This window comes from Emticicia fluvialis (assembly GCF_024793945.1).
GTDB classification, from domain to species: Bacteria; Bacteroidota; Bacteroidia; order Cytophagales; family Spirosomataceae; genus Emticicia; species Emticicia fluvialis.
Genome location: NZ_JANUSD010000006.1, coordinates 40,504 through 55,369, shown reverse-complemented (window position 1 = coordinate 55,369; position 14,866 = coordinate 40,504). Strand labels below are relative to the sequence as shown.

The 14,866-nt window shown below is 40.5% G+C and carries 14 protein-coding genes; 8 read left to right on the top strand and 6 right to left on the bottom strand.

Annotation, left to right across the window (positions count from 1 at the left end; genetic code table 11):
- Positions 1-64: 64 nt before the first annotated feature.
- The gene (locus NZ848_RS08530) at positions 65-1,381 is read right to left on the bottom strand and encodes a serine hydrolase domain-containing protein (RefSeq protein ID WP_259015139.1); all 1,317 of its coding nucleotides are present in this window, start codon (positions 1,379-1,381) and stop codon (positions 65-67) included.
- A gap of 204 nt (positions 1,382-1,585) precedes the next feature.
- Here NZ848_RS08530 and NZ848_RS08525 point away from each other — a divergent pair, with 204 nt between their 5' ends.
- Positions 1,586-2,353: an alpha/beta hydrolase gene (locus NZ848_RS08525; protein WP_259015138.1), complete on the top strand. Its 768-nt coding sequence runs from the start codon at positions 1,586-1,588 to the stop codon at positions 2,351-2,353.
- 33 nt (positions 2,354-2,386) lie between these two features.
- Here NZ848_RS08525 and NZ848_RS08520 read toward each other — a convergent pair whose 3' ends face one another.
- The 3 genes from NZ848_RS08520 to NZ848_RS08510 all read right to left on the bottom strand — a co-directional run bounded on the left by NZ848_RS08520 (position 2,387) and on the right by NZ848_RS08510 (position 4,513).
- The gene (locus NZ848_RS08520) at positions 2,387-3,244 is read right to left on the bottom strand and encodes an alpha/beta hydrolase (RefSeq protein ID WP_259015137.1); all 858 of its coding nucleotides are present in this window, start codon (positions 3,242-3,244) and stop codon (positions 2,387-2,389) included.
- 32 nt (positions 3,245-3,276) lie between these two features.
- Positions 3,277-3,720 (bottom strand): hypothetical protein, encoded by a 444-nt coding sequence (locus tag NZ848_RS08515; RefSeq protein WP_259015136.1) that lies wholly within the window; start codon positions 3,718-3,720, stop codon positions 3,277-3,279.
- A gap of 133 nt (positions 3,721-3,853) precedes the next feature.
- Positions 3,854-4,513, bottom strand: a complete 660-nt coding sequence (locus NZ848_RS08510) for a class I SAM-dependent methyltransferase (RefSeq protein ID WP_259015135.1) — start codon at positions 4,511-4,513, stop codon at positions 3,854-3,856.
- A 157-nt stretch (positions 4,514-4,670) separates the two neighbouring features.
- Between NZ848_RS08510 and NZ848_RS08505 the strand changes: the two genes are divergently transcribed.
- Positions 4,671-5,096 carry a GNAT family N-acetyltransferase gene (locus tag NZ848_RS08505; protein ID WP_253529804.1) on the top strand — a complete coding sequence of 142 codons (426 nt, stop codon included), beginning with the start codon at positions 4,671-4,673 and terminating at the stop codon, positions 5,094-5,096.
- Between the two features lie 153 nt (positions 5,097-5,249).
- Here the strand turns inward: NZ848_RS08505 and NZ848_RS08500 are convergent, their stop codons facing one another.
- Positions 5,250-5,660 carry a DUF1761 domain-containing protein gene (locus NZ848_RS08500; RefSeq protein WP_101724310.1) on the bottom strand — a complete coding sequence of 137 codons (411 nt, stop codon included), beginning with the start codon at positions 5,658-5,660 and terminating at the stop codon, positions 5,250-5,252.
- Positions 5,661-5,721: 61 nt separating this feature from the next.
- Positions 5,722-5,928 carry a hypothetical protein gene (locus tag NZ848_RS08495; protein WP_253529800.1) on the bottom strand — a complete coding sequence of 69 codons (207 nt, stop codon included), beginning with the start codon at positions 5,926-5,928 and terminating at the stop codon, positions 5,722-5,724.
- A 244-nt stretch (positions 5,929-6,172) separates the two neighbouring features.
- Here NZ848_RS08495 and NZ848_RS08490 point away from each other — a divergent pair, with 244 nt between their 5' ends.
- The 6 genes from NZ848_RS08490 (at position 6,173) to NZ848_RS08465 (ending at position 14,860) form a co-directional block, all read left to right on the top strand.
- Positions 6,173-6,739: a DUF4136 domain-containing protein gene (locus NZ848_RS08490; RefSeq protein ID WP_259015134.1), complete on the top strand. Its 567-nt coding sequence runs from the start codon at positions 6,173-6,175 to the stop codon at positions 6,737-6,739.
- Positions 6,740-7,027: 288 nt separating this feature from the next.
- A complete protein-coding gene (locus NZ848_RS08485) occupies positions 7,028-7,945 on the top strand; it encodes a hypothetical protein (protein WP_259015133.1) in 918 nt (305 codons plus the stop codon).
- Positions 7,946-8,473: 528 nt separating this feature from the next.
- The gene (locus NZ848_RS08480) at positions 8,474-9,721 is read left to right on the top strand and encodes a c-type cytochrome (protein WP_259015132.1); all 1,248 of its coding nucleotides are present in this window, start codon (positions 8,474-8,476) and stop codon (positions 9,719-9,721) included.
- 103 nt (positions 9,722-9,824) lie between these two features.
- Positions 9,825-12,869 carry a TAT-variant-translocated molybdopterin oxidoreductase gene (locus NZ848_RS08475; RefSeq protein WP_259015131.1) on the top strand — a complete coding sequence of 1,015 codons (3,045 nt, stop codon included), beginning with the start codon at positions 9,825-9,827 and terminating at the stop codon, positions 12,867-12,869.
- A 59-nt stretch (positions 12,870-12,928) separates the two neighbouring features.
- Entirely contained in the window at positions 12,929-14,308 is a 1,380-nt protein-coding gene (gene nrfD, locus NZ848_RS08470; RefSeq protein WP_101724305.1) for an NrfD/PsrC family molybdoenzyme membrane anchor subunit, read from the top strand.
- A 30-nt stretch (positions 14,309-14,338) separates the two neighbouring features.
- Positions 14,339-14,860 (top strand): DUF3341 domain-containing protein, encoded by a 522-nt coding sequence (locus tag NZ848_RS08465; protein ID WP_253529786.1) that lies wholly within the window; start codon positions 14,339-14,341, stop codon positions 14,858-14,860.
- Positions 14,861-14,866 lie beyond the last annotated feature (6 nt).

Below are 14,866 nucleotides of genomic sequence, written 5' to 3'. Positions count from 1 at the left end.
CCGTGGTATTGTGCTACTGGATTCTGTTATTGCTGATGAGAGCGTTCCTGTTGTCATTAAATTTCTATTGACGTTTCAGGTAGTAAATATTATCTGTTTCTTTAATCAGGAGTGTGTTTTTTTTAGGTTCAAATTCAAAGAAATAACCCAAACCTTGCTGCATGAAGTAGTGTTTTCCAATGGGTTGCACCTCAAATGCTTTACCTCTGGTTTCTATAAGCAATTCTGATTGGTTTTTGCCTACATTCACTACTATTGCCCTGTTGTCTGAAGTGTACATACCTGTGTACTGGTCTAAATCATGCGAACTCAATGGAGTAGGATTAGTAAACGGAATAGCATAAGGCTTATTAAAGCATATACGCTGAATACCTGTAAGAATATCTGCTCTGGGATAAAGAATACCATTTGTGCAATAGGCCATTGCCATTTTTTCTTCAGGAAAATACCTGACTGCCGCATAAAACTCTTCTATCCGCCCATTGTGTCCAAAGGCAGTTTTGTCTTCAAAACTGAAAGGAAACATCCCCATTCCATAGCCGTCTTTCATGGTTTGCATTTCATTAAGGCTTGCACTGCCAATTAATTTGCGCTCGTAAAGCGCTTCAATAAATTTGACCAGGTCTGTTGGGGTTGATACGATTGAGCCTGCTCCGCTGTGTATACTCAAATCTGTTTCTTTTATTTGATGCCAGTTTCCTTCATTATATTTATATGAATAGCTTTCATTTTTGGAGATATCAGTTAAATCCCCGAAGTATGTGTCTTTCAAGCCTGTTTTTGAGGTGATGCGTTGCTTGAGAGCTTCTGAATAAGGCTTTTGGTCTATTTGCTCAATTATATAGCTGAGCAATAAATAATTGGTGTTAGAATAAAAGGCTTTTGTACCGGGCGCAAAGTCAGGTTTTAGTTTTCTGATGATTGCCAGCATCTGGGCGTGCGATCGAGCGCTGCTCATCCATGTAGAGTAGTCGGTATCTTCTGTATAACTGTGCAATCCGCTTCTGTGATTGAGCAAGTGGCTTATCGTAATATTCTCAGCATCAGGAATATCACCATAAAATTGGCTTAGTTTATCAGTTAATGAGAGCTTTTTTTCTTCAATCAGTTGGAACACCATTACAGCAGTAAACATTTTTGATACCGAACCGACTCTATATCTGGTACCCGTATTTGCAGCTATATGGTTGTTAATATCAGCATAACCAATTGCTTTTTTGTATTGTACTTTGCCATTTATACTGATAGCCAGGCTACCCATTGCCAATTTCTTCTCGGCAAGTGTATTGAAGAGGTTATCCAGCTTATTGGTATTTAAAGGCTGGCAAATGGCCTGCAAAACAAATAGGCATAGCATTAACGACGAACTAAGAAATTTCATAACAATAGGGTGAAACTTTTATGATTAAAATATCTGGCAAAACTATATCATGTTATAGTTCTTGTGCCGTAAAATTATTTGAACGGTCATGGAAGACCATTTAAGATTGAAAGGGGAATGACAAGGTTTCTGCCTAGCAATTTTCTTTGAAGCACTCTGTAAGACTCTTTGGATAATTCATAAATTGCACGAAAAACGTGCTTAATGAAAAACAACCATCACCAAAGCTTTGCTGCATTTATACTAGCTTTCTTTTTTTCTGCATTTTCTTCTGTTTTACTGGCTCAAAAGAATTTTGAGGTAAAGCTTGACACCGTCAGATGGTTTGATACTGCCCGTAAAAGGGTAATTCCTATAGCATTTTTTACACCTGCTGTTAAGGTTAAACATCAGAGATTGGTTATTTTCAGCCATGGTTATGGCGAAAACAAAGGAGGCGCTAATCTGGCGTATAATTACCTGACTCATCATCTGGCATCAGAGGGTTACCTGGTAGCTAGTGTACAGCATGAACTGCCTACCGACAGCCTTTTGCCACTAACCGGTAAACCACAAGTGGTAAGGCGTTCTAATTGGGAAAGGGGTGCAGCTAACCTACTTTTTGTTTTGAGTGAACTTAAAAAAAGGAGTCCGCATCTTGACTTTAAGCACGTAATTTTAGTGGGGCATTCTAACGGTGGAGACATGACAGCTTTGTTTGCGCATAAGTACCCACATTTAATTAGCAAGATTGTTACTCTGGATAACCGCAGAATGGAACTGCCGCGTACAACAAAGCCCAGGGTTTATTCATTACGGTCAAGCGACCAACCCGCAGATGAGGGTGTTTTGCCAACAGCAGAAGAACAAAAGAAATACAAAATGACGGTTATTAAACTGCCGGCTACTATTCATAATGATATGGACGAGGATGCAACCGAGCCACAGCGCAAAGAAATCATAAGCTATTTAATGACCTTCCTTGCCGATTAAAATAAGGTAAGAGATTAATCAACGATTTAAAATTCAGTTTTTATCAGTAACCGGATTCAACAAGCGCAAAGCGTTAAAAACGGCTTGGTGCGTAATAGTGGCGTGGTCTTCCTGAGGCAGATAATCAAAATATACATGCAGATTTTTGTTTGTCGCTTTTTTCAGTTTTTCAACCAGCAGGTTGGCATCTACTTCCATTATCCTTGGGGTTTCAGACGGCGCCAGCCCCTCTTTACCAACGCCGATATATACCTTTAGCGGCTGGTTAAAGTTAGGTTTCAGAATGTCTGAGTCCAGTTCAAGCAATGAGCCGTTGTCCCACCATATACTTGGGCTGATAATGATATACTGATTAAACAGGGCAGGTTTCTTAAGAAGAATTTCTGTTGCCAGCAAACCACCCAGCGATTGCCCGATAATGGTTTTTGACCCACCGGCATTATATTTTTTTGTAATATAAGGTTGCAGTTCTTTTTCTATGAAACCTATAAACCGGGCGGACTTCCCGGCGGTTGTAAAACTATCTTTTTCTTTCTGAATCGTAGTTGGATATGTAAAATCTCTTCTCCTGTCTACATTGGCTATACCTACTATAATTGATTTTGGTACGCGGTTAATCCATGAGAAGTTATTGAACTGATAAAGGCCTGTTACATGAATAAAATCTTCATCATAAGAGCCATCAAGCAGATAAACAACAGGGTAGTGGGTGGTGTCTGTTTTTGAATAACCTTCTGGCAGATAAATGTTCAAAATCCTTTTCTCTCCCAGTTGTACTGAGTTGATTTCATCAATGTACCCTAATACAAAAGGTTTAAGCGTGCTGGTTTCTGACTGAGCCAACAAACCAAGACGCAGGCATATTAAAAGCAGGGTTTTTAGAATTTTCATAGACGTTATAAAATAGTAAAGCATCAGACAGGTTACATTTTAGACAGCACCACGTATATTATATTGTCTATGACTTTTATCTGCGGTATGGGGTTTGGTTTTGCATCAGGTAACTCAATGGGTTTGCCATTAATTGTAAAGCCACTCTCGGCCAGAGAGTAGAATAGCTGCTCGCCAAACAGAAAGGTCTCCACATCCCGGGCACCACGAGTAAAGCCCATTGCCAGTTTGTAAGGTTTTTTAAGCTTATTGGCCACAATAGCTGTTTTTATTTCTTTTGTTAGTCTGGCCTTCAGGGCATTGTCAACTACTCGCTTATCGTTTTCAATTTTAAGGGTAAAAGTGGTGTCTTTAAGTGCATGCCGTTGGAGTGTAGCCACACTGGTTGCATTTGCCTTTACATTTATTAAGTTGTTTACAGACGGATGCTCACCGGCGTGAATGAGTAGCAACGATATTAATAAGTTAAGGATCATATTTTTTTTGCTTAAACCTTCAAATCTACATCAAAGGTAAATAATTGTTTTTGTAAGGCTATCGGTCAGATAATTTTTCGGCTTTCAGCCATCCCAGGCTGCAAATCGTATGGTGGGTTAGCTGAGAGGTATATCAATTGTTTTTTTGTGCACAGACAATCATTGAAGAAGACTTAATCACTTCTCCTGCCATTTCCTGATCTGGTTCGTTTTCTTCCAGTATATAGATTACCGAAAGACCGTTTGCCAGTAGCAAAGCCGTTAGTTCATCAGCACTATACATAGTAAAGCCGAATCTGGTAAACGGATATTTTTCCATTACAGACCTTGGCCTCAGCGTTATCAGCAATTGCGCAGTTGGTTTCATTATACGCTTTACTTCATTCAATACACTTGTTGGGTTATCCCAGAAATAGATGGTGTTTACGGTAAAAACCTTATCAAAGCTTTCAGCATCAAAAGGTAAATCGTTGGCGCTGGCTAATTTGAATGTCGCCTGCCCTTGGTTTATCAAAGTTTCATTGAGTTGTATAGCCCTTGTAACCATGGCTTCAGAGAAGTCGCAACCGGTGTAGACAATCGCGTGGTTATTGTTGAGTATTTCATTTACAAAAAAGCCGTTCCCCATGCCTATTTCAAGAACGGCATCACCGGGAGCCGCATTAAGGTTTTTAATGACAAAGCGGTTCATCAGGGCATTACTCTGGTTCATTCTGTCGCCCATTTCATTGCCCATTTCGCCATGCGGCTGGCGCAGTTGGGCTGCTATTTCTTTCAGTAGTTCTTCGTTCATATCTGTTGTGCTGTTGTTATAAAGCTAAATTAATAAAAATTATGCCTACGCCATTGCAGAGGTATTAAATATTCAAAATACTGGAAAGCGATGTTTGGCAAATTCAAAAAACCATAATAGTTTTGGCGACAATCCCGAAATAAAAAATTAAAAGACTTTGAAAGTAAAAATAGAAGCATTTCAATTGAAAGATTTACCTGCTTTAAGAGAATTATACATGCAGGTAAGAAAGGCTACCTTTACCTGGTTAAATACCAGCCATTATCAATTAGAATCTTACGACACCGATACCCAGGGTGAATACACCCTTGTTGCGTTTATTGATGAGGTAATAGTTGGGTTTATTTCTGCCTATGAGCCTGATAGCTTTATACACCATATTTATGTCCATTTGTCATATCAGAAAATGGGAGTTGGAAAATTGATGGTTGATGCCATGATTCAGCAATTAAAGACCCCAATTACTCTGAAATGCCTGCAGGCCAACCAGGCGGCTATAGCATTCTATAAAAAATGTGGATTTGTACAAAAAAAGAAAGGGATATCGGTGGAAGGAATCTATATAATATTTGAGTATTGCTGAGTATCGGTTTTAACAATAATCAGCAGGGTGCTTCCGGTAGACCCGGGTGACTGTTTTTTAGCGCAAAGCAAGAGGTTTTAGTTATTAATGAATTACGTTTACCCCTTGCAATGTGCGATGGTGTTTTTTAAATATGCTTATGTAAAACGATACTTAGCCCCTCCAGGCACCCAGAATAAGACCGGCCAGGGTATAGTAAACAGTTATGTATCCACCATTAATGAGGATGTATTTAAGCGAACGTAGTTCGAACAAAGCAACAATTGTAAAAATGGCACTACAGAAACCAAAACCGGTTAAAAAGCCTGCCGTAGCGCCCCATGCCATATCGGTTTTGTCGTCTCCCAGAAAAAACGCCAGATTATAGCTCGTTATCAGCGCCAGCACAAAAGTAATGCCGAAGGTTTTTGCCGGATTGTTAGCTCTCAGTTGCTCATCTGTCAGATTATTGGCCGTTTTCCAGCCGTTTAGAAACATAAGCGGTGAATACCATAAGGCACCCAAGGCAAGGCTTAAGACAGCACAAGCCAGCACTGCCCAGTGATTAAGGTAGATGTTTTCCATAGTAATTGAATTAAAAATAAACCTGATTTAAATTTTTAACTTTGGTTGTATGGAATACCACTTAAGAATACTGGTAAGGCCTTTGGCCCTCAAGGGTGTGGTTATACGAAACGTATTCAGGGTAATTACTCAATGTGGTGTCTGAATCTAGTGTGGATTTTACAATCGGCACAGTGTGGAGGTCGAAAGTTAAAAGCTCACGGCTATAGGTAAAGCTCTTTTCAAGATGATTATCAAAATCAGTGCTAATTTGAATTTTAAAAATCATATAAGTTCTGGTTTGGCAATTGTAATCAAAAATAATAAAAATTCTTAGAGTTCATATCTTTCACCCTGAATTTTTGATTAAATGGTATCTACAAAAACAATTTTACTGGTTTAATCTGTTGCTTTTTTATGTTTGAGTCTGCTTATTTTTTTAACAAATTTTAATGCAGGTAGTAATTTACTTTTTTTACCGTGGGCTGTCTAAAAGTTGTTTTCAATCATTCAGAACAAACAATTTTTAAAAGATGAAAAGCCTATTGAACATAGCCCTGCTGATCGGGATGATTGGGCTGGGCATCTCAGGTGCCGACGCACAGGTTATTACACATAAAGACCCTTCGGCCGATTTTAGTAAGTTCAGAACTTTTGCCTGGGTTGAGCCGGATATACGGACGAATAATCCATTATATAATAATGAACTGGTAAGCAAGAAAATTCAGACGGATGTTGACCAGGCTTTGCTAAGCAAAGGCTTGAGTATTGATACCAGCCAACCGGATTTGTTGTTGAGGTTTCATACGAATGCCGAGAAAGAAACCACCCGTGGCTTTAGTTATGGCGGAGCCTACCCAATGATAGGATACACCCGTATTGGCCGTTTCATTGTACCTTATAACATGGGATACTGGGGTGGGGGGTATTCATCGCCATACACCTACACTGAGGGTACACTGGTAATTGATGCCATTGATGCCAAAACCAATAAGCTGGTATGGCAGGGTAGTATTTCGTCTGCTATCAATAACCAAAAACTTGACAGGCAGATTGAAAAAGGAGTAGCCAAAATAATGAAGAAGTATCCGGTATCTTAAGTGGTATCGGCATTCAATGGGGTTTAGTTGGTTTTAAAGAACGTGCTTTCGGGTGCGCTCTTTTTAGTTTATAATTTATTGTAAGCCGGTAGTAGCACCCGTTGCAGCGGGGTTATAGGTTTATGGTTTTGCTTCAACAGCAAACAGAGTGTATGGGCAATTTATAAGTTTATGACATTTGTTTTCTTACAAAAGCAACTATCTTTACCTGGGTATTCCAGTTGTTTGGGTCAGAAACTGAATTGCCCCGCAGGCATTTATTAACTGTTTTATTATTTAGCCGGTCTAATGTTTCAGTCTATTATCAAAACAGTTTTCTTCGGAAACTATTTTTATGGCATTTGTGCAGTGGCATTGGCTATTGAGGCTTCTTTGCAGCAAAATTATTCTTTAAACCCACCCTTGTTTTATGTTCTGGTATTTACGATTACTGTCTGGTTTTATACGCTGGCGTACATAAAAGACCCGTCAATTAAGACGTCCAGAAACCCCAGAACCCGTTGGTTTATTCAGTACAGAGTTTACGTTCTTTATAGCCAGAGGTTGTGTCTGATAAGCAGTGGTATCATACTTCTGTATTTTTTGTACAAATACAGGTTTGGCCTAACGGGCATCAGCAAAGGGCAACTATGGCCATTGCTGCTTACGCCTTTGGCCGCGCTGCTTTATTATGGTTTAAGTTTTTTGGGCAGTTTTAATCTCAGAAGAATAGGGTGGCTGAAGCCATTTATCATAGGCTTTACCTGGGCGGGTTTAATAACCCTTACCCCTGTGGTGTTTTACCATATTACGCATCAGACCAACCAAAGCATGAGCCCCACCGGGTGGTGGCTTTTTCTAAAGAACTTCATGTTTGTTTCAGTGCTTTGTATCATGTTCGATATCAAAGACTATGCTTCTGATGCCAATCACAATATCAAAACTTTTGTAGTAGCCAAAGGGCTGCGGTTTACCATTTTCAGTATCATTGTGCCGCTTACATTGGCTGGCATGGCCAGTTTTCTTGCTTTTGCAATTTATAATGGGTTTTCTGTTACCCGTTTGCTTTTTAATTTGATTCCGTTTCTGGCTATGATTCTGGTGGCTTATGCGCTCAAACAGCGAAGAACCATCTTTTTTTATCTTACAGTTATTGATGGGCTTATGTTTTTAAAAGCCTTGTGCGGAATTTTAGCCTATTATTTTGATAGTACACACCTAAGATAAGAGAGATTGGCCGGTTTTAGCTTTGTGCGTATATATACTTTTGAAGTGCAGGCCAAATTATTTTGTTGTAAAGAAATACAGCATGCATTGAGTTGCGTATAACAGGTAAAAATACAACGCACTGGTTTTAAGCCTTTTGCAGATGCCTGAAGACAGAGTACTGCCAGCGAGCAGGATTAAAATGCTAGAAATTTATGATTAAACTATTGTAACAGAGCGCCCTTGGCCGTATATTTGTCACGACATTAATACCCTGACCTAAACTGAAAAAAATTAACATTTAAGAATGAATATACGTTTCTTTTGTGCGTATAATCTTGCTAAAATACCATTCCAGGCACCCCTGCACGGGTGAATCATGGAATGGTATTTTTTGTTAAAATGCTGATTTGCAGTGTTTTATGTTTTTATTTAAAATTATTCTAAATTACTGCAAAAAATAAAAAAAGTTAAAAAAGCTATTTGATTGAAAACATTACTGGCGTAGTTTTGCAGTCAGAAAATTAGGTTATACTACTTACTTATAATATGATTCGTAATTTTTATAAATCACTTTTAGCTCTTGCTGTTGTTGTTACCATTTCTTTCAGCAACGCATTTGCACAAGATTCAACAGCTACCGCAGCAGCACCTGCAGGGGGAGGAGACACAGCACTTGGAGAGAAATTATTCAAAGAAAACTGTGCGCAGTGTCATGCTCCGACGAGTGAGCAAGTAGTAGGGCCTGGTCTGGCCGGTGTAGAAACCCGCAGAGACTTTGCCTGGCTTAAAAAATGGATTAACAACCCAATGGGTGTTATTGCAAGCGGCGACAAGTATGCAAACGAGCTTTTCGTAAAGTTTAACAAAACTCCTATGACCGCCTTCCCGTCGTTTACTGACGAGCAGGTGCGCGCCATACTTGATTACGTTAAAGTTGCTTCTGCTCCGGCTGCTCCTACGGCAGGTTCCGGTGGTGGTACAACTGCTACTGCTACTGCCGGTGATACCGGAAGCGGCAAGTTTGTAACCGTAATTATGATTGCCCTGCTGGTAATCATGGGTCTTGTACTGGTTGCTTTGTTGGGTATTCTACAGTTGTTAAACAAGCTTACCGGTACAACAGAAGGCACAGAAGGTTCTGCGGTGTCAGCGGGTGAGAAAATTCAATTGAGCATTAAGCAGATTGTTTCTAACAAAACGGTTCGTTCAGCCATTATCTGGGTGTTTGTGTTACTGGCTACCAAAGCTACCTTTGACGGTTTGTATGGTATAGGTGTTCATCAGGGCTATGCTCCTAAACAACCTATTTCTTTCTCTCACAAACTACATGCCGGTGAAATGAAAATCAACTGTGCTTATTGCCACACAGGTGTTTATAAAGGAAAACAATCTGGTATTCCTTCAGCTAACATCTGTATGAACTGCCATAACACAATCAAGCGTGAGTCGCCTGAAATCCAGAAGATTTACACGGCAATTGAAACCAACAAACCAATTGAATGGGTTCGTGTACATAATTTGCCAGACCTTGCTTATTTCAACCACGCGCAACACACAAATGTGGGCGGTCTTGATTGCAACAATTGTCATGGTGAGATAGCTAAAATGGAAGTAGTGCAACAACGTGCCACACTTACAATGGGCTGGTGTGTTGATTGTCACCGTAAAACTGAGGTAAATGGTAAAGATAACGCTTATTATGATAAGCTAATGGAAGCCCACAATGCCGCAAGTAACGGTACAATGAAAGTTTCTGATATCGGTGGTTTAGAGTGTGCAAGATGCCACTATTAATCTGTAAACCGAATACGTAAAGTTTTAGAATAAATTAATCAAAGATATTAAGTCCCTTTAACAAGGATTTAACATATAAATACTTAAATCAGCATTTTTGCTCATGGAGAATACTAATAAAAGGTATTGGAAAGGGGTTGAAGAATTAAAGAACGATATTGAGTTCGTTAAAAACGCCAATCGTGAATTTAATTTAGACGATATTGACACGGTTGAACCTACTCACCGCCGTGATTTCCTGAAAGTATTAGGTTTTGGATTGGCTGCGGTTTCGCTGGCTGCTTGTGATGCACCGGTACGTAAGGCTATTCCTTATCTGAACAAACCTGAAGATGTTGAGCCGGGTATTCCTAACTGGTATGCCTCAACTTACGCTGAAGGTGGTGATTACTCAAGCATTCTTGTTAAAACCCGTGAGGGACGTCCTGTTAAAATTGAAGGTAACAAGATGTCGAGCCTTACCAAAGGCGGAGTAAGCGCACGTGTACACGCTTCAGTATTGAGTCTTTATGATAACGAAAAACTGAAAGCCCCTAAAAAAGGCACTTCAGACATATCGTGGGAAGACCTGGATAAAGAAGTGGTTGCCGGGCTTTCAAAAGGAGGTAATATCAGAATTGTTTCCAATACAATACTTTCTCCAACTTTCAAGAAAGTAATTGCTGATTTTGTTGCCAAATACCCTACTGCCAAGCATGTAACTTACGATGCTAATTCAGCATCAGGTCTGATACAAGCCAATGCCGAATCATTCGGACAGGCAGTTGTGCCAAGCTACGATTTCAGCAAGGCTAAGGTTATGGTAGGTATCAATGCTGACTTCCTGGGAACATGGATTTCACCAGATATTTTTGCTACTCAATGGGCTGAAAATCGCCGTTTAATTAGTGGCAAGGGCGGTAAAAACGATATGTCACGTCATTATCAGTTTGAAACCGGTATGACGATTACAGGTGCATCTGCTGATTATCGCTCAATGATTAAACCTTCACAAGAAGGAGCGGTAGCAATTGCACTATATAATAAAGTAGCAGCTGCTTTAGGTGGTGCCGTCATTTCAGGTGCTGCCATTGAAGTTCAGAACCTCGACAAATGTGCTAAAGATTTGGTTGCTGCCAAAGGTTCGGCATTGGTAGTGTCTGGTTCAAATAATCCGGCAGTTCAAACGGTAGTAAATGCTCTGAATAGCCTGCTTGGCAGCTACGGAACAACTATTGATTTGAGCAATCCGGTTTATTTCCGTCAGGGTAATGATACTGAAATGAACGCCTTCATCAACGAAGTGAAAGGCGGTCAGGTAAGTTCAGTATTGTTCCTGTCAAATCCTGTTTATGACCACATCAGAGGTGCTGAGTTAGGTGAAGCGCTTAGCAAGGTTGCCACTTCGGTTTCTTTTGCAGCTAATGCCGACGAAACAGCTCAAAGATGTAAATATATTGCTCCGGCTCCACATTATCTTGAGTCATGGGGTGATGCTGAACCAAAGAAAGGTTTCTACTCTTTAATTCAGCCAACTATCTCTCTTATATTTAATACCCGTCAGGCTGAATCAAGCTTATTGATTTGGGCTGGTGCTTCAGGTGATTATCAGGCTTATCTGAAATCAAACTGGACCAAAAATATATTAAGTGGTAAGTCTTGGGTGCAGGCATTGCATGACGGTGTTTATGAGCCGGGTGCAGGAGCTCTAGCAACTGCTGCTTCTTTTGGCGGTAACCTGGCCGGTGCAGCTACTGCTATAGCTGGTATAAAAGGTGCTGGTATTGAGCTTTCTGCGTTTGAATCTATTGCCATAGGTACGGGTAATCAGGCAAATAACCCCTGGCTACAGGAAATGCCCGATCCAATCTCTAAAGTAACCTGGGAAAACACCATTGCTATTTCGCAAATAACAGCCAAAGAAGCAGGTATTGATCAGGGAGACTGGGCTAAATTAACTGTAGGTAGTAAAACAATTGAACTACCTGTGTTGATTCAACCGGGTCAGGCGCATGGAACCGTTTCTGTAGCAATAGGCTATGGTCGTACAGCAGCAGGTAAGGCTGGTAACGTAGGTGCCAATGTTTTCCCATTAGTATCCAACGGTCAATACTGGGCTGGTGATGTTAAATTAGAAAAAACCAAGAGCGGATATACCCTAGCTCAGACACAAACGCACAACACCGTAATGGGTCGTGAGTCTATAATTCAGGAGTCTGTTCTAAGTGAATATGTTAAGAATGTTAAAGCAGGCCGTTTTGAGCCTACTTTGCAGACTTCAGATGGTATCAAGAAAACCAACCAGATTACCCTCTGGAATGGTCATGAAAAGAAAAACCATAGCTGGGGAATGGTCATTGACCTGAACCTTTGCCACGGTTGCGGTTCATGTCTTGTAAGCTGCCAGGCAGAAAACAACATTCCGGTTGTAGGTAAGGCAGAAGTTGCCCGTGCCAGAGAAATGCACTGGATTCGTCTGGATCGCTATTATAGCTCAGATGCGCCACATGAAGAAGGTTATAGCCCAAGTGGTTTCAGAGCGATGGAAATTGCTTCTGATAACCCGGAGGTTGTATTCCAGCCGATGACGTGTCAGCACTGTTCTAATGCTCCTTGTGAAACTGTTTGCCCAGTTTTGGCAACAACCCACAGCTCTGAAGGTCTAAACCAAATGACTTATAACCGTTGTATCGGTACTCGTTATTGTGCCAACAACTGTCCGTATAAAGTTCGTCGTTTCAACTGGTTTAAATACTTTGAAAATGACAATTTTGATTACAACATGAACAACGACCTGGGTCGTATGGTATTGAACCCAGACGTAACTGTTCGTTCAAGAGGTGTAATCGAGAAGTGTTCAATGTGTGTGCAACGTATTCAGGCAGGTAAGCTGGTAGCCAAAAAAGAAAAACGTCGTCCGGTTGATGGAGAAATCCAAACAGCTTGTTCGCAGTCTTGTCCTACTAATGCAATTGTGTTTGGAGATATGCTTGACCCCGAGTCTGCAATTTCAAAAGTACTGGCAGTAGAAAAAGAAGGAAGAGCTTACCACGTACTTGAAGAGATTAACACGCAACCGCAAATCAGTTATTTAACTAAAATCCGTAATAAAGATAAAGTTAAAGCTGCAGGAGTTAAAGAAGAAGCGGCACACGAAGCACATTCATAATTAAGACTTCTAAAGTCAATTTTTTAAGAATTTAGCATTTTCAATAAACAAAAAAAACTATGCACGTAGTTTCACCTATAAGAGAGAAGCTGGTATTGAGTGGTAAGTCTTACCATGATATAACAGAAGATATTTGTAAGCAGGTTGAAGGCGCCCCTACCAAAGAGTGGAAAGTAGCATTCGGAATATCAGTACTGGTATTATTGTATGGTACTGCATGGGTATTGTGGACTTGGTGGGAAGGTCTGGGAGTGTGGGGTTTAAATAAAACTGTAGGTTGGGCCTGGGATATCACCAACTTCGTATGGTGGGTAGGTATTGGTCACGCCGGTACACTTATCTCGGCAGTATTGTTATTGTTCCGTCAGAAGTGGAGAACCTCCATTAACCGTGCGGCAGAAGCGATGACCATCTTTGCCGTAATTTGTGCGGCTTCATTCATTGTAATGCACATGGGTCGCCCCTGGTTAGCTTATTTTGCATTACCATTACCAAATACTTTCGGTTCGTTATGGGTTAACTTTAACTCTCCTCTTGTTTGGGACGTTTTCGCTATCTCTACTTACTTTTCAGTATCATGTTTATTCTGGTACATTGGTATGATTCCTGATTTGGCAACTATCCGTGACCGTGCAACCGGTGTTCGCAAAAAAGTGTACGGTGCATTGGCAATAGGCTGGACAGGTGGTGCGAAAAGCTGGGCCAGATATGAAGACGTTTCGTTAATTCTTGCAGGTCTTTCTACTCCTCTGGTACTTTCAGTTCACACCATCGTATCTTTCGACTTTGCCACTTCGGTTATTCCTGGCTGGCATACAACCATCTTCCCTCCGTACTTTGTGGCGGGTGCTATTTTCTCAGGTTTCGCAATGGTTCAAAACCTGATGCTGGTTACGCGTGTTGTATATAAACTGGAAGATTACGTTACTCTTGAGCATATCTCGTTAATGAATAAAATCATAACCCTTACGGGTTCTGTTGTAGGTATTGCTTATATCACTGAGTTTTTCATTGCCGCCTACTCGGGTGTTGAGTATGAGAAATATGCATTTATTAACCGAGCTACGGGGCCGCTTTGGTGGTCTTACGCAGCCATGATGACTTGTAACGTTCTTTCTCCGCAGTTGTTCTGGTTTGAGAAAATCCGTAAGAATATCGTTATATCTTTCGTGATGGCGGTTGTAGTAAATATCGGTATGTGGTTTGAGCGTTTTGTAATTATCGTAACTTCTCTTCACAGAGATTACCTTCCATCAAGCTGGACATATTTTACCCCACGTATGGGAGATATTTCAGACTATATTTTCTCGTTCGGTTTCTTCTTTACTGCATTCTTCCTTTTTGCCAAATTCTTACCAGTTATCAATATGGCCGAGGTAAAATCAGTTTTGAAGTCATCTTCAGAAAAATATCCTGAAAAAGTAAAGAAACAAGCATAATTATTAGATTTAAGAAACCATTATCAGACAATGGCAGATAGCAAATATTTAGTTGGTGTTTTTGAAGACGAAGATGAGGTATTACACGCAGTGGGTTCAGTAAGACACAGCGGTGTTAAAATTCATGAGGTGTATACTCCTTTCGCTATCCACGGACTTGACCGTGCTTTAGGTTATGACCGCCCAAGAATGGGTGTGGCTGCATTCCTGTTTGGTATTACCGGAACAATATGCGCGCTTGTTTTAACCTTCTGGACAATGGGTATCGACTGGCCGATTAACGTGGGTGGTAAGAACTTTTTCCCATGGCCTACCAACGTACCTATCATATTTGAGCTGACCGTACTTTTAGCTTCATTTGGTATGTCGTTTACTTTCTTTATTATGGAGGGTATGGGGCCAACCGCCAAACCAATCATCTTTGATGTAAGAAGTACAGATGATAAGTTTGTGATGGCAATTGATTTAGCTAAAAATAAACTATCAGAAGGCGAGATAACTGATATTTTAAAGAAGTCAGGTGCCGCTGAAGTAAATGTGAAAGAGGCATAAAATCAG

Excerpts from the sequence above, each read along its gene's own strand:
- NZ848_RS08530 (WP_259015139.1), bottom strand. The coding sequence starts at position 1,381 with ATGAAATTTCTTAGTTCGTCGTTAATGCTATGCCTATTTGTTTTGCAG.
- NZ848_RS08525 (WP_259015138.1), top strand. The coding sequence starts at position 1,586 with ATGAAAAACAACCATCACCAAAGCTTTGCTGCATTTATACTAGCTTTC.
- NZ848_RS08520 (WP_259015137.1), bottom strand. The coding sequence starts at position 3,244 with ATGAAAATTCTAAAAACCCTGCTTTTAATATGCCTGCGTCTTGGTTTG.
- NZ848_RS08515 (WP_259015136.1), bottom strand. The coding sequence starts at position 3,720 with ATGATCCTTAACTTATTAATATCGTTGCTACTCATTCACGCCGGTGAG.
- NZ848_RS08510 (WP_259015135.1), bottom strand. The coding sequence starts at position 4,513 with ATGAACGAAGAACTACTGAAAGAAATAGCAGCCCAACTGCGCCAGCCG.
- NZ848_RS08500 (WP_101724310.1), bottom strand. The coding sequence starts at position 5,660 with ATGGAAAACATCTACCTTAATCACTGGGCAGTGCTGGCTTGTGCTGTC.
- NZ848_RS08495 (WP_253529800.1), bottom strand. The coding sequence starts at position 5,928 with ATGATTTTTAAAATTCAAATTAGCACTGATTTTGATAATCATCTTGAA.
- NZ848_RS08490 (WP_259015134.1), top strand. The coding sequence starts at position 6,173 with ATGAAAAGCCTATTGAACATAGCCCTGCTGATCGGGATGATTGGGCTG.
- NZ848_RS08485 (WP_259015133.1), top strand. The coding sequence starts at position 7,028 with ATGTTTCAGTCTATTATCAAAACAGTTTTCTTCGGAAACTATTTTTAT.
- NZ848_RS08480 (WP_259015132.1), top strand. The coding sequence starts at position 8,474 with ATGATTCGTAATTTTTATAAATCACTTTTAGCTCTTGCTGTTGTTGTT.
- NZ848_RS08475 (WP_259015131.1), top strand. The coding sequence starts at position 9,825 with ATGGAGAATACTAATAAAAGGTATTGGAAAGGGGTTGAAGAATTAAAG.
- nrfD (WP_101724305.1), top strand. The coding sequence starts at position 12,929 with ATGCACGTAGTTTCACCTATAAGAGAGAAGCTGGTATTGAGTGGTAAG.
- NZ848_RS08465 (WP_253529786.1), top strand. The coding sequence starts at position 14,339 with ATGGCAGATAGCAAATATTTAGTTGGTGTTTTTGAAGACGAAGATGAG.